The sequence below is a fragment of the Embleya sp. NPDC025285 genome (genome assembly GCF_055558835.1).
Genome location: NZ_JBVHLU010000033.1, coordinates 54026 through 68282, shown reverse-complemented (window position 1 = coordinate 68282; position 14257 = coordinate 54026). Strand labels below are relative to the sequence as shown.

Genomic DNA, 14257 nt, shown 5'->3' with positions numbered 1-14257 from the left:
GGGGGCCTGCGACGACGGCGCCTCGGCGTCGCGTTCACGGGTACTCGATGGGGTCCGGGAGGGTGCCCGGGGGTGCTCGGGAGCCCCTCGAAGGGCCTTGTGTTCTTAGGTTAGCCTCACCTTATGACTGTGCATCAGCCGATTCCGGGAAAGTCGGCGGGTTTCCCGAGCGACCCCGCCGACGCGACGCCCGAGCCCGCCTCGGACGATCGCCCCGACGCCCCGTCGAGGAACCCGCACGGCCGGCGCACGGTGCTGCTCTCGGCGATCGTGCTGGTGGCCGGCGTGCTGGTGTTGGCCGGGCTCTCGCTCTCGGTGGGGGCCGGCGAGGTCGGCGCGCGCGGCGCGTTCGACTACCTCTTCGACCGGGGCGGCGCGCGCTCGGACAGCCATCTGACCCTGGTCATCCGCGATCTGCGGCTTCCGCGCACGCTGACCGCGCTGCTCGCGGGCGCCGCGCTGGGTACGGCCGGCTGCCTGCTCCAGACGGTCACCCGCAACCCGCTCGCCGAGACCGGCCTGCTCGGCGTCAACGCCGGCGCCTCGCTCGGCGTCGTACTCGGCATCACCCTGGTCGGCGTGCAGACCGGATACGGCTACCTGCTCTGGGCGTTCGCCGGCTCGGCCGTGGCCGGACTGCTCGTGCTGCTGATCTCCGGTCAGCGCGGCGGCGGTTCGCCGATGCGCCTGGTGCTCGCCGGCGCGGCGCTGAGCGCGACCTTCGGCGGCATCACCAACGTGCTGATCGTCAACTCGGCCGAGACGTACGACACGTTCCGCTTCTGGGTGCTCGGCTCGCTGGCCGGCATCCAGGGCTTCGAGTCGCTCGGCACTCTGTCCCCGGTGCTCGCGGTCGGGTTCGCCATCGCGCTGCTGACCTCCCGATCGTTGTCCGCCCTGGTCCTGGGCGACGACCTGGCCCGCAGCCTGGGGCACCACCCCGCGTGGACCCGGGTCCTGGTCGCGTTGGCGGTGACCCTGCTCACGGCTTCCTCGGTGGCCCTGGTCGGCCCGATCTCCTTCCTCGGCCTGCTCGCGGGCTTCCTCGCCCGCACCATGGTCGGCCCCCGGATCCCGGCGCAACTGTGCTTCGCGGCGCTGATCGGCGCGAGCGTCCTGACCGCCGCCGACGTGGTGGCCCGCGTGGTGTCCCGGCCGTTCGAGGCCCCGGTCTCGATGATCGTCGCGCTGATCGGCGCACCCCTGCTGATCGGCGTGGTCCGCTCGCGGCGGCTGGGCGCGCTGGGCCTGACCGACCCGGCCACCGCCGAGCCGGTGACCCGCAACACCCGTCGCTCGCCGCTCCGGCCGCTGCTCGCCCGACTGCCGCGCAGGCTGCGCGCGGTGCCCGAACACCTGGTGCTGCGCCGGGGCGGCCTGTCGCTGCTGCTGCCCGGCCGGGCCGTGCTGACCACGACCGTGCTCGCCGTCGCCCTGGTCGGCGCGGTCGTACTGTCCGTCTACTCCGGACAGCGCGAACTGGGCCTGGTTCGCACCTTCAACGCGGTCTTCGGCCGCGGCGACCACTTCGACGTGCTGCTCGTCCGGGAGTTCCGGCTCGGCCGGATCATCGCCGGGGTCGCGGCGGGCGCGGCGCTGGGCGTCGCGGGCTGTCTGACCCAGACCCTGGCCCGAAACCGGCTGGCCACCCCGGAGTTGCTCGGTGTCAACGACGGCGCGACCGCGGCCGTGCTGATCTCCGTCACGTTCAGTGCGAGCGGCACCTTCGGCGCGTGGTGGGCCGGACCGATCGGCGCGATGGTCGCCGTCGTGGTGGTCACCGCGGTCGCCGGCGGCCTGGGCCAACGCGGGTATCGGGTCCTGGTGGTGGGCCTCGCGTTGTCCGCGCTGGCCTCGGCGATCACCCAGGTGGTGCTGTCCCGACGCTCGCTCAACTCGGCCAGTGCGCTGTACGTGTGGAGTTCGGGCAGCCTGAACGGGCGCGGCTACGACGTGGCCGGGCCGGTACTGATCGGCCTGGCCGTGCTGGTCCCGCTCGCGCTCGTGCTCGGCCGCAAGCTGGACGTGCTGCGCTTCGACGACTCCACCGCCGCCTCGCTGGGTGTGGACCCGGCCCGGATCCGGATGATCTGCCTGATCGCGGCGGTGTGCCTGGCCGGACTGGCGGTCGGGATCTGCGGACCGGTGGGCTTCATCGCGCTGGCCGCGCCGGTGATCGCCGGCCGACTGGCCGGGCCGCTGCGGGTGCCGATCCTCGGATCGATGCTGGTCGGCGCCATCCTGATCGTGCTGGCCGACATGCTCGGCCGAGTCCTATTGGACGGCGCGGAGATTCCGGTCGGCGTGGTCAGTACGGTGCTCGGGGGACCGTTCCTGCTCTGGGTCCTGCTGGGCCGATCCGGCGCGACCCGCGCGTAGACGTGTTCTGAGATATTTCCGGGCCGAACACGTGTACGTCCAAAGTGGCGGGGCAATTATGGCCGGGCACCGCTCATCACGCACCATGTGGGGCGCGGACGGGCAGTACACGGACGAGTAGGCTACGGATCAGTACGTCACAAACCGGTATGTCACAGACAAGTACGCCACAGACAAGCACGACACAGAGGGGGAGGTCGACCATGAACCCGGGCACCGACACCGCGTCCATAGCCGCCGTGGAGGCCACTCGCTTCCCGTTTCCCGGTGCGGAGGAGACAGTCGAGGTGCCGACTGTCGAGCTGCCGGCCGTCGAAGACATGGCGGAGGTCACCGCGAGCGACGCGCGCGCGATGTCCAAGGTGCTCTTCGATCGACTGCGGGTGTTGGAGGAGGGCACGCACGAGTACCAGTACGTGCGTAACACCCTGATCGAGCTCAACATCCCCCTGGTCCGGTTCGTGGCCGCCCGCTATCGCTCACGGCACGAGACGACCGAAGAGATGGTCCAGGTCGGCACGATCGGGCTGATCAAGGCGATCGACCGCTTCGACGCGTCGTTCGGGACCGAGTTCCCGACCTTCGCGATCCCCACCATCTCGGGTGAGATCAAGCGCTTCTTCCGGGACACCAGTTGGGCCGTGCACGTGCCGCGCCGGCTTCAGGAGCTGCGGCTTGAACTGGCCCGCGCCCGGGACGCGTTCACGTGCGAGTTCGACCGGGAGCCGACGCCCGGCGAGTTGGCCGAGCGACTCGGCCTCAGCGTCGAGGAGGTCACCGAGGGGCTGACCGCCGCCGCCGGCTACTCGGCCGCGTCGCTGGACGCGCCGGCCGGCGACGACGGTCCGACGGAGAGTTACGCCACCCGGTCCTCGTTCGTCGACCCCGGCTTCGAGATCGCGGAGAACCTGCACGTGCTCAAGCCGTTGCTGGCCGCGCTGCCGGAACGCGACCGGGCCATCGTGTCGATGCGGTTCGGTGAGGAGCTGACCCAGGCCCAGATCGGCGAACGCCTCGGGATCTCGCAGATGCACGTGTCTCGATTGCTCAATCGCATCCTGACCCGACTGCGGGCGGACATCCTGGCCGACTGAGCGACGGGCGCGCGGGCGCCCGGGTCCGGTATCCGCAGCGGCGGGTACCCGCGCGGCGACCTCGCCGGCGCGGGGTCGGACCGGCGCGCGCGCCCGGGAGTTCAGGCCCGCGCGTGGTTCAGCAGCGCGGCCATCGCCTTCGGGAAGTCCGCGGTGATGGCCGCGCCCGGTTCCGGGCCCACCCGGTCGGCGTCCGGATCGGTGATCTCCCGTCGATGCACGACTCGGGTGCCGCCGGTCGGCAGCCGGGTCAGGGTATGGCCGAACCGGAGCCGCAGGCCGTCGGTCTCGGTCTCGTCCGCGTAGCGCGCGTTCTCCTCGATCGCCACGATCAGCGGGCGGATGGGCTGTTGTCCGGTCGGGGTCATCGACACATGACCGCCGACCTCGAACGGGCCCTCCAAGGAGACCGCTTCCATCGAGGTGTCCCAGCGCGCCCAGCTGTCGACGTCGGCCAGGACCCTCCAGATCGCGTCGGCGCCGATCCCGGTGTCGACCGTGTGTTCCTGAATCCACATGACGTACTCGCTCCGTCTCCCGTACGCCCATTTAATCTACGCAAAGATTATCTTTGCAGGGATCGAAGCCCAGTCGGCCCCTGATCCGCCGAGGGGGAACAGGCGCATGGCTCGCTTCGTTGTTCGGTCGGCTGCACCGGGCCGAGCCGTCGGGCCGGGCGTGGGCCGACGCGATGGTGTCGGCGTGCGGGACGCGGTACATGGGACGCGGTGCGTGGGACGCGGTGCGGGGCGTGGGGCGTGGACGCCCATCGCACGGCGGCCGGCGTACCCAAGACGACACGGGTGCGCACGCGCCCGCGGAAGTGGAGGCCCAGTGGGATCGTCCGGTGCTCTCACCCGGTCCGTACGTCGCCTCCTGGGCAGACCCGGAACGGTGGCCCCGACGAGCCTGCGCCCGCTGGTGCGGCGCGCGGCAGAGCGCGAGTCGGCGCTGCGCGAACTCTCCGACGCGCGGTTGCGGGCGGCGGCGGACGCGCTGCGGACGCGGGCCGCGGCGGGCGCATGGGACGACGACGCGCTGGTCGAGCTGTGCGCGCTGGGCCGCGAGGCCGGGTATCGCACGTTGGGGGAACGAGCCTTCGACGTACAGCTCCTGGGTGTGTTGAGCCTGCTTCGCGGCACGGTGGTGGAGATGGCCACCGGCGAGGGCAAGACCCTGGTGGGCGCGTTGGCCGCGGCCGGGTTCGCGATGCAGGGCCGGCGGGTGCACGTGCTCTCCGTCAACGACTACCTGGCCCGCCGCGACGCGGAATGGATGCGGCCAATCTACGAACTCCTGGGCGTACGCGTCGCCCATGTGACCCAGGACGCCACCCACGCGCAGCGGCGGACGGCCTACGCCCAAGACGTCGTGCACGTCGCGGTCGGTGAGGTCGGCTTCGACACGTTGCGCGACCGATTGCGCACCGACGCCACGGAGTTGGTGCTGCCCGAACCCGACGTGGCGATCGTCGACGAGGCCGACGCGGTGCTGATCGACGAGGCCCGGATCCCGCTCGTCCTGGCCGGCGGCGTCGCCTCGGGCCCGGACGAGGCCGAGGCCGCCCGGGTGGTCGCGGACCTGGTCGAGGGGCGGCACTACGAGGCCGAGGCGGACGGCATGACCGTGCACCTCACCGACGCGGGCGTGAGCGAGGTGGAACGCGCGCTCGGGGTGGACAACCTGTTCGCGCTCGGCATGGACACGCGCCTGTCCCAGGTCAACGTCGCGCTGTACGCGAGTGTGCTGCTGCGTCGCGACGTCGACTACCTGGTCCGCGAGGGCCGGATCAGCCTGGTGGACGCCAACCGCGGGCGGGTGGCGCAGCGGCAACGCTGGCCCGACGGCCTGCACGCGGCGGTGGAGGCCAAGGAGGGCCTGGTCGCCGGTCCGCGCGGCGAGGTGCTGGACCAGATGATCGTGCAGGACCTGATCGGCGGCTATCCCACGGTGGCCGGGATGACCGGCACCGCGGTGATCGTGGCCGAGCAACTCCGCGAGTTCTACCGCCTGGAGACCGGCGACCTGCCCACGAACCTGCCGTGCGTGCGGATCGACGAGCCGGACCGGCTGTACGACGGCGAACAGTCGCGCGACGCCGCGCTGATCGACCTGATCGAGCGCACCCACGCCACCGGTCGGCCGATCCTGGTCGGCACCCGGGACGTGGCCAAGTCCGAGCAGATCGGCGCCGCGCTGCGGGAGTCGGGGCTGCGCTGCGCGGTGCTCAACGCCCGGGACGACAGCCGCGAGGCGGCGATCATCGCGGACGCGGGAGGGATCGGGGCGATCACCGTGTCCACCCAGATGGCCGGGCGAGGCACGGACATCCGGCTCGGCGGGATCGACGGCGCGGACCATGAACGGGTCGCCGAACTGGGCGGGTTGCTCGTCGTCGGCGTCGGCCGGTACCCCACCCGCCGACTGGACGACCAGTTGCGCGGCCGGGCCGGCCGACAGGGCGACCCGGGCACGTCGGTCTTCCTGACCAGCCTGGACGACGAATCCATCACCCGACACGCCTTCGACCCGCCGCCCCGGCCCACCCGGGTGGAGGCCGACGGCCGCATCCGGGACGCCTCGGTGCGCCGCTGGGTCGAGCAGGCCCAGCGGGTGGCCGAGGGCGCGCTCCTCGAAGGCCACCGCACCACGTGGCGCTACAACCGGCAACTCCGGCTCCAGCGCGAGGAGGTGCTCGAACTGCGCCACCGCGTCCTGCACGGCGACGAGGCGGCGCGCGTCCTGGCCGACCTGCGCCCCGAGCGCTGGGCCGAACTCCTGGACGCGGTGGGCGAATCGGTCCTGGCCGAGGCCGCCCGACAACTCTTCCTGTACGAACTGGACGAGGCCTGGAGCGAGCACCTGGCCCGCACCGCCGATCTCCGCGAGGGCATCCACCTGCGCGCGCTCGGCCGACAGAACCCGATCGACGCGTTCCACGCCGAAACGCAACGCGCCTTCGTCCCGCTGATCTCCCGCGCCCGAACCGCCGCGGCCGACCGCCTGGCCACCGCCCACATCACCGAATCCGGCCTGGACACCGAACGCTCCGACATCCAACGCCCCAGCTCCACCTGGACCTACATGATCCACGACCAACCCTTCGCGTCGATGGAGGACCCCTTCCTAACCACCATCGCCAAACGCGTGCGCGCCGGCGCCGGGGAGGACTGAGCGGGCGAGGGCCCGGCCGAGATCGAGGATCGGCCGTGGCCGCGCGACCGAGGCTCGTGGTGCCCGGCCGCGGCCTTCCGGCGGGCCGGCCCGCCGACCGGAGCCGGCGAGGGGACCGGCGCGGGGCCGTCGGGCTCAGGGGCCGGTCAGGGTGGTGAGGAGGCGGCGGGCTTCGGTTCGGGTTCGGGAGGGGCCGGGGGCGGCGGCTTCGGGGAGGCCGGGGATGGGGTCTCGGGCGCCGGTGGTGGCGGCCACGTGGACGGCCAGTTCGAGGAGGTCGGCGTGGCGGGTGGGTGGTGGTGTGGCGGCCAGGGTGTGCGGGAGGGCGGCGCGGAGGAGGTCCCATACGGTTTCGGCGGCGCCCGCGTCGGCGAGGTCGCGCAGGGCCGGGACGACGCGGGTCAGGGTGAGTTCGCCGTCGGCGGTCATCCGGCCCAGCAGCTCGCCGAGGTGGGCGCCGTCCGGGAGGCCGCGCGCGGCGAGGATGGCCAGTGCGTCCGTGGCGTGCGTACGGTCGGTGCGGTCGCGGGCGTTGAGGCCGTGGGCCAGGGCCAGGGCGAGCCCGACGCCGACCGGGCCGTCCGCGCCGGCGAGCATCGGGAGCAGGTGCCCGTCGCCGCGTCCGGACCGGGTGCGGTGGGCGAACTGCGGTACCAGGTGCGCGGCGATCAGGTCCCGATCGACGGGCAGGAAGGACGGCAGGCAGGACGACCAACGCGCGACGGACTCATAGTCGTAGCCGTCCAGGAGCCACTGCTCGGGTGTGCCGAGCCCGAGTCGGGTCCCGGTCGGCACCGTGGCGAGGGTCGCGGTCACCGGCTCGGCGTTCCGGTACCCGTACCGACCACGGTCGGTGGAGCGCCGCACGGCCTCCGCCGGCCCGGCCGAGGGCACGTGTCCGGCGGCCAGCCGCAGCGCCGCCCGGTCGCCCTCGGGTGTGCCCAACGCCGCTGCCCGCGAGGCGAGTTCGGGCTCCGGATCGATCGGCAGCCGGCGCAGCGCGTGCTCCAGGTCGAACGGCCAGGGTCGCCATCCCTCGGCCGCCGCGCGGCTCAGCCGATCGACGAGCGCGCCCGGGTCGATCAGGCCGTTCACCGCGGTGGGCGCGGAGAGCAGGATCGGCCGGGGCGCATAGGCCACGCCGACCGCGATCGCGCGCAGCCGGCGGGCGTACACCTCGTGCAGCGGGGTCGACTTCGGTCGGTGCAGCAAGGCGCGCCAGTGCTGCTCGCCGGGTGTCGGGTCGACGCCGGGATAGGGGTCGGCGGGCCCGCCCCGGGCGGGTGCCATGGCCGCGACGACCATGTGCGTCAACGGGTCGGCGTACGGCGGCGGTTGGTAGGGGTCGTCGGCGGATACCTCGGGAAGCTCGCCCGACAGGTACGGGAATTGCGCGCGGACCGGTTCCAGCGCGGTTCGCAATCCCGCTCGATCGGCGGCGGAGAAGGCGACCAGGGCGGCGAGTACCCGCTCGATCGCGACCGGGTCGGGTCCGCCGCGGGACTGCCGCCACAGCGCCGCGATCTCGACCGCCAATTCCATCGGGTCCACGATCGGCGGGGGCATCTCCTCGGGAACGAACTCGGGCAGTGGCAGCGGCTCCGGCGCGGCCCGACCGCGCCCGGCGCCCAGCCTGTCCCGCTGGTCCGGAGGCAATCCGGCGGCAGCGGCCAGCAGTTCGTCCCGATCCCGACGGTTCGCGTGATCGATCCAGCGCAGCGCCGAGGAGACGGCCCGGTGCTGGAGATCCGCCGGCTGCTGTGCGAACGTGACGGCGAGCACCGACAGCGCGGCGCCGGCGCGCGCCGCCGGGTCGCGCCCGGTCACCGTGTCCAGCCACCCCAACGCGGTGCGGACGATCTTCTTCTCGGTCCGGGTGCACGCGGCGCCCACGGCGTCCAGGGCAAGCTCGGCCGGCAGCACCCCGGCGCCATCGGCCCGGATCAGCGCGGCCAGCGCGACGTTCGCCACCGAGCCGGGCGCCATCGTCAGCAGGCCCACCAACTCCCGGGCGTGTGCGGTGATCTCCTCGGGGGTGGCGGCCAGTGCGTCGAACACCCGGAGATGGCCCGCAAGTTCGGTGGGCCGGCCGGGCCGACCGAGTCGGGCGACACACGCGGCGATCACGTCCGCCCGGCCGACCCGGCCCTGCGCTATCAGGTCCGGGAACGAGGCAGGCCAGGTCGGCCACCGGTCGAAGAGCGCGCCCACCCCGTCGACCTCGAACAACCGCAGCAGCAGCGCCGCGCTCCGGTCGCGGTCGACGGGCAGCCGGGAACTCCCCAGCGAGGCAAGGGTCGACGAGGCGGGGAGCGACGGGCCGGGAGGCGACAGGAGGGTGCTGTTCCACGGCTCGCGGAGCCAGGCCAGCAGGTAGCCGTCGCTCAGCGGCGGAGGCGTCCCGGTCGCCGCCGCCAGCGCCTCGACCAGGAGGTAGCGCTGCCGCTCTTCCTGTCGCACGGGCAGCCGCTCGGCCAGGTGGGTCATCAGTACCGTCAGCCAATTCGGCGCCCGATCCGACAGCGCGGCCATCACCAGCTCCACGCCGACCTCGTCGGTGACGTCGTCCGACCACATGCGCAGCGGGTTCCGGCCCAGCCACGCGGCCAGGGGGACGGCTCCGGGCAGTACCGCCGCGCCCGCCACGGCCAACGCGGGTCGGCGGCGCCAGGCCCGGGCGCCGCCGCGCCGTTCGGCACGTTCATAGGCGACGAGCGGCGCGACCAGCGCCTTGCGCCCGGCGGCATCGAGGCCGTGCAGGGCCGCGCCGACCGCGCGCGGGTCCTCGGCCTCGATCAGCTTGTGCAGCGTCGCCCACTCGGTCATTCGATCCCCACCGCTCTCGCGCCTCCCATGCCGATCTTCTCGACGGATCCGACCGCTCCCGACGACGCGTCGTCGCGCGACGTCGCCGCATACGGTGCCGGCGCCGGCCGACATCGCGCGACCGGGGGCGGACGGGCGGTGCGGCGGGCGGCTCGAAACGCGGGTGGGACGGAACGAGGACGGGCGGTGCGGCGGGCGGGTCCAAGCGGGCGGCGGCCCGGAACGAGGGCGCTGCGGGCCACGACGGAGGTTCTCGTTCTAGAGTCGGGTCATGGCAACAACAGACGAGGGGACCGTACGGGTCGACAGTTGGATCTGGTCCGTGCGCCTGACCAAGACCCGCTCGCTCGCCGCCGCGGCCTGCAAGGCCGGGCACGTGCGGGTCAACGGCGACAAGGTGAAGCCCGCCCAGTCGATCAGGATCGGCGACGAGGTGCGGGTGCGGCAGGACGGCCACGAGCGGATCGTGGTGGTCAAGCGCATCGTCCGCAAGCGAGTCGGGCCGCCCGTGGCCGCCGAGTGTCTGATCGACAACAGCCCCCCGCCGCCGCCCCGCGAAGAGGTGGTCGTGGTCGCCCGACGCGATCGTGGCGCGGGCCGCCCGACGAAGCGGGACCGGCGGGTGTTGGAACAGTTCCGCGAGCATTGACGGGTGGTGGGCCCGACTCCCCGAGCGGGCCCACCGACCCGGGTCAGCGCTCCGCCGGACCGCTCGGTCCGGTGGATCCGCTCGACCCCGCGGGCGCGACCGGCGCGGGCGGCGGCCCCGGCTCGGCCACCGCGCGCGGCAGTGTCTCGCCGCGGAAGAACGGCGGATGCGCGAACCGGTACCCGAGCATCAACACGGCACCCAGGAGCAACGCGCCGATCCCGGTCAGGAACACCCCGCCCAGTTGCCAGTGCGGCGGGAACGGCAGGGTCCAGTAGGTCGTGCCGTAGTCCTTGTCGGCGTACACGAGGCACGCGTCGACGAAGAAGTACGCCAACAACGCGCCGCCCAGGCCCGGCATGATGCCCTTGGTGATCAGATCGCGCCGGCTACGGGTGAGTACACGTCGGTAGAACCACACGCACGCGAACCCCGTGATGCCGTAGTAGAACGCGATGGCCAGCCCGATCGAGCCGATCGAGTCGGTCAGCACGTTGGTACTGACCCGGGTGATCGCCACGTAGAAGGCCACCGACGCGATACCCATCCCGACCGTGGACCAGGTCGGCACCAGGTTCCTGCTGTGCACGCGGGCGAACTTCTCCGGGATGGCCCGGTGCGCGGCCATCGACAGCGCGGTGCGCGCGGTCGGCAGGATCGTGGTCTGGGTGGACGCGGCCGAGGAGGTCAGCACCATGAACACGAGCAGCTTGGCCATGAACCAGCCGAACCCCTCGGTGCCGAACACGCTCGATCCGAGCCCGGACAGCACGTCCCCGGAGTTGTCCGGATTGGCCAGGCCGCCGCCGGTGTCGCCGGCGCCCGCGAAGGACAGCGCCGAAGTGCTGATCAGTACGTAGATCAGGAGCAGCAGCACGGTCGAGATGACCGCGGCCCGACCGGGCGTGTGCTTGGTGTCGGCGGTCTCCTCGTTGATCGCGACGGCCGTGTCCCAACCCCAATAGATGAACACCGCGGCCAACACGCCCTTGGTCAGCGCGTCGATCGAGTCGATCTCGAACGGGTTGAACCACGACCAACCGATGTGCACCGAGCCGTCCGGCGCGTTGCCGAGGTAGACCTTCCACAGCGCGGTCAGGCCGAGCGCGATCAGGACCACGACCTCGATGGTCAGCAACACCTTCTGGAGGTTCGCGGACAACTCGATGCCGACGTAGCAGATCCAGGTCATCAGGACGATCCACACGACACCGGCGAACGTCGTCCAGAAGGTGTCCTCGGCCAGGCCGTGGGCGCCGATCAGTCGGAAGCCGTACTCGCCCGCGATCTGCGCGAGGTTGGCCATCACGATGACGTCCGCGACGATGATCGCCCAGCCGCCCATCCAGCCGGTCATCGGGCCGAACGTACGCGATCCCCACGTGAACGTGGTGCCGCAGTCGGGGGTGTCCTCGTTGAGTTCCTTGTAGCCGTAGGCGATCAGGAACATCGGGATGAAGGCCAGGACCATGACGATCGGCGACTGGAGACCGACGCCTGCCACGATGATGCCGAGCGTCGCGGCGATGCTGTAGGCCGGTGCGGTGGAGGCGAGTCCGATCACGACACTGGAGGCGAGGCTCAGCGCGCCGGTCTTGAGGCCCTTCTCGCCGGCTGCGCGACGCAGCGGCGGTTCGGACGAGGCTGGTCTTGCGGGGTCGCTGGTGACCATGGCGAACCGTCCTGTCCTAGACGGGTGCTATCCACCCGTTTGACCGAAAACGGACCATCGGAAGCAGGCCATCAGATTAGACCCGCCGACAACCCGACCGGCAGCCCCGAAGCCCAGGGAAATCAAGGGATCTGATGCCACGTCAGGCGCATCGGACCGGCCCGTCGCGGGATGCGACGGGACGGTCACGTCGTGGCGCGGATTCGAGGCGGGCGGGTAGCGGGTTGTCGGGTGTTCGTCGTGGTGTGCGTTGGGTGTCGCGGTTGGGTGTCGTGCTTGTTCCCATGTCGCGCTCGCGCCTTGGGTGGTGTACGTCGCGTTCGCCCACCGCGTCCGAGTCCGCGTGCCGCTACGCCGTGAGCCCGGCCGGCTCCGGTGTCGTGACGGTCGGCGTCTCGGGCTCGGTCGCGCCGGCTCGGGTACGCATGCGCGAGTCGATCCGGGCGGCGGCCAGTCCGGCCAGGCCCAGACCCGCGCCGACCCAGGCGACGGCGGCGTAGTCGAAGCCCGCCGCGATCACCCGACCGCCCAGGAGCGGGCCGATGGTGATCCCGACGTTGAACGACGCCGTGTTGGCCGCGCCGGCCAGCGTGGGTGCGTCGGCCGCGATGGCGAACACCCGGGCGTTGACAGCCGGGTTGGCCGCGAAGCCGGCGAGTCCGAGGAGGAAGACCAGGGCGAGGGTGATCGGGACGTTCTCGGCGGTGAGCGCGAGCAGGATCGACACGGCCACGATGGTGCCGATGCTCGCGTACAGCGTGCCGAACGGGTGCTCGTCGGCCACTCGGCCGCCCATGGTGATGCCGACCACCGCGCCCACGCCGTACCAGGACAGCACGAGCGGCACCCACGCCTCGCCGATGCCGGTGGTGTTGGTCAGCATCGTGCCCAGGTAGCTGAAGACGGCGACGACGGCGCCGAAGCTGAATGCGGTGGTCGCGTAGGCGACCCATAGCTGTGGCCGGCGCATCGAGCGCAGTTCGGTACGTACCGAGCGCGGCGCCTCGTGGGTGGGGCGCCCGGGCGGCAGGACCACATACACCGCCACGGTGCTCAGCGCGGTGAGGGCGGCGACCGCCCAGAACGCCGCGCGCCAGCCGGCCCAGTTGCCGATCATGGTGCCGAGCGGAAGGCCGACGACGGTGGCCAGCGACAGGCCGCCCGCGACCACGGCCATCGCCTTGGCCTTCGCGTTCGACGCGACCAGGCCGAGTGCGGTGACGGCGGCGACGGCCCAGAAGCCGGCGTACGCGACGGCGCTCACGAAGCGGGTGGCCAGCACGAGCCAGTAGCCGGGCGCGAGCGCGCCGACCACGTGGCCGAGGATGAAGACGACCTGGAACGCGATCAGCGCGGTACGGCGCGGCCATTGCAGCGTGGCGACCGCGAGCAACGGCGCGCCGACGACCATGCCGACGGCGAAGGCCGAGATCAGCAGGCCGGCGTCGGGGATGGACACGCCGAGGTCGTCGGCCATCGTTTCGAGCAGCCCGGAGAGCATGAACTCCGAGGTGCCTTGCGCGAATATGCCTAGGCCGAGGATGTAGACGGCTAGGGGCATGGGGACTCCCGAGTCGGTGGGTGTGCGGGGGGAGGGTGGCGGATCTCGTTTTGTAATGAACGGTTCAAAATCTGGGCATGCGTGATCCCGCTTGATCCGCAGCGATGGCGATGGCGCGGGCGTGCGGGAGCGAGGGTGCGCGGCGTCGGCCGTCGAGTCGTCGGGCCGGTCGTGTCCTTTGTGTGGTGGCGATGTCCTACAGCAGGCCGAGTGTCGTGTTCGCGATCGCATCCAGGCCGGCGCGGTTCACGCCGCTGCGTGAGGCCAGGCGGATGGCCGAGACCGTACCGATCACGGTGTGCGCGAGGGCGTCGGTGTCCTTGGCCGGATCCACGTCGCCGTCGAGCCGGCCGACGTCGATGGCCGCCTTGATCGCGGCATGCCGGCGCTCGTAGTCGCGCTTGAGCAGCGAGGCCACCTCCGGGTCGCGGCCCGCGAGTTCGATCGCGGTGTTCACGACCAGGCAGCCCCGGCGGTCGCCGGTCTCCTCGTCCTCGTCGATCACGATCGCGGCCAACAGTTCGCGGATCTTGTCGTGGACGGGCCGATCGCTCTCCAGGTTCGCGACCTGAATGGTCGTCATGTGCTCGATGTAGCGACGCAGCGCCCGCAGGAACAGATCGTGCTTGCTGCTGAACGTGTTGTAGATGCTGCTGCGGCCCAACCCGGTCGCGTCACAGAGATCCTGCGTCGACGTCGCCTCGTAGCCGGTCGCCCAAAACGCCTCGAGCGCCGCCTGCACCGCCTGTTCCTCATCGAACTGCCGTGGTCGAGCCATGCAAGAACGCTAACAGATTCTGTAACCACCAGTCCAATACTCCCGTCCCGTGCGCGCCTCGTGCTCATGCGTCGCACCGCACCGCACCGCGTCGCACCGCACCGCGTCGCACCGCACCGCGTCG

9 protein-coding genes are annotated in these 14257 nt (G+C 72.0%); 4 read left to right on the top strand and 5 right to left on the bottom strand.

Going from position 1 to position 14257, the window contains the following annotated elements; translation table 11 throughout:
• The first annotated feature begins 123 nt into the window (after nucleotides 1–123).
• Together fhuB and ACZ4FV_RS23030 are read left to right on the top strand one after the other, a co-directional pair.
• Nucleotides 124–2379 carry a Fe(3+)-hydroxamate ABC transporter permease FhuB gene (gene fhuB / locus ACZ4FV_RS23035; protein WP_395863956.1) on the top strand — a complete coding sequence of 752 codons (2256 nt, stop codon included), beginning with the start codon at nucleotides 124–126 and terminating at the stop codon, nucleotides 2377–2379.
• Between the two features lie 203 nt (nucleotides 2380–2582).
• Nucleotides 2583–3473: a SigB/SigF/SigG family RNA polymerase sigma factor gene (locus ACZ4FV_RS23030; RefSeq protein ID WP_395863957.1), complete on the top strand. Its 891-nt coding sequence runs from the start codon at nucleotides 2583–2585 to the stop codon at nucleotides 3471–3473.
• A gap of 101 nt (nucleotides 3474–3574) precedes the next feature.
• On the opposite strand, the gene ACZ4FV_RS23025 is transcribed toward ACZ4FV_RS23030, so the two are convergent.
• A complete protein-coding gene (locus ACZ4FV_RS23025; RefSeq protein WP_402232911.1) occupies nucleotides 3575–3991 on the bottom strand; it encodes an SRPBCC family protein in 417 nt (138 codons plus the stop codon).
• Here ACZ4FV_RS23025 and secA2 point away from each other — a divergent pair.
• The gene (gene secA2, locus ACZ4FV_RS23020; RefSeq protein WP_465323177.1) at nucleotides 3990–6647 is read left to right on the top strand and encodes an accessory Sec system translocase SecA2; all 2658 of its coding nucleotides are present in this window, start codon (nucleotides 3990–3992) and stop codon (nucleotides 6645–6647) included. The two genes, ACZ4FV_RS23025 and secA2, sit on opposite strands and share 2 nt — an antisense overlap.
• A 135-nt stretch (nucleotides 6648–6782) precedes the next feature.
• On the opposite strand, the gene ACZ4FV_RS23015 is transcribed toward secA2, so the two are convergent.
• Nucleotides 6783–9473 carry a hypothetical protein gene (locus ACZ4FV_RS23015; RefSeq protein WP_465323176.1) on the bottom strand — a complete coding sequence of 897 codons (2691 nt, stop codon included), beginning with the start codon at nucleotides 9471–9473 and terminating at the stop codon, nucleotides 6783–6785.
• A gap of 271 nt (nucleotides 9474–9744) precedes the next feature.
• On the opposite strand from ACZ4FV_RS23015, the gene ACZ4FV_RS23010 reads away from it, so the two are divergent.
• The gene (locus tag ACZ4FV_RS23010) at nucleotides 9745–10122 is read left to right on the top strand and encodes an RNA-binding S4 domain-containing protein (protein WP_402232905.1); all 378 of its coding nucleotides are present in this window, start codon (nucleotides 9745–9747) and stop codon (nucleotides 10120–10122) included.
• Between the two features lie 43 nt (nucleotides 10123–10165).
• Here ACZ4FV_RS23010 and ACZ4FV_RS23005 read toward each other — a convergent pair whose 3' ends face one another.
• From ACZ4FV_RS23005 to ACZ4FV_RS22995, 3 genes are all read right to left on the bottom strand, one after another.
• Nucleotides 10166–11794 (bottom strand): APC family permease, encoded by a 1629-nt coding sequence (locus ACZ4FV_RS23005; protein ID WP_402232902.1) that lies wholly within the window; start codon nucleotides 11792–11794, stop codon nucleotides 10166–10168.
• A 349-nt stretch (nucleotides 11795–12143) separates the two neighbouring features.
• Nucleotides 12144–13355: a Cmx/CmrA family chloramphenicol efflux MFS transporter gene (locus tag ACZ4FV_RS23000; RefSeq protein ID WP_395863968.1), complete on the bottom strand. Its 1212-nt coding sequence runs from the start codon at nucleotides 13353–13355 to the stop codon at nucleotides 12144–12146.
• A gap of 196 nt (nucleotides 13356–13551) precedes the next feature.
• Entirely contained in the window at nucleotides 13552–14133 is a 582-nt protein-coding gene (locus ACZ4FV_RS22995; protein WP_395863970.1) for a TetR/AcrR family transcriptional regulator, read from the bottom strand.
• Nucleotides 14134–14257 lie beyond the last annotated feature (124 nt).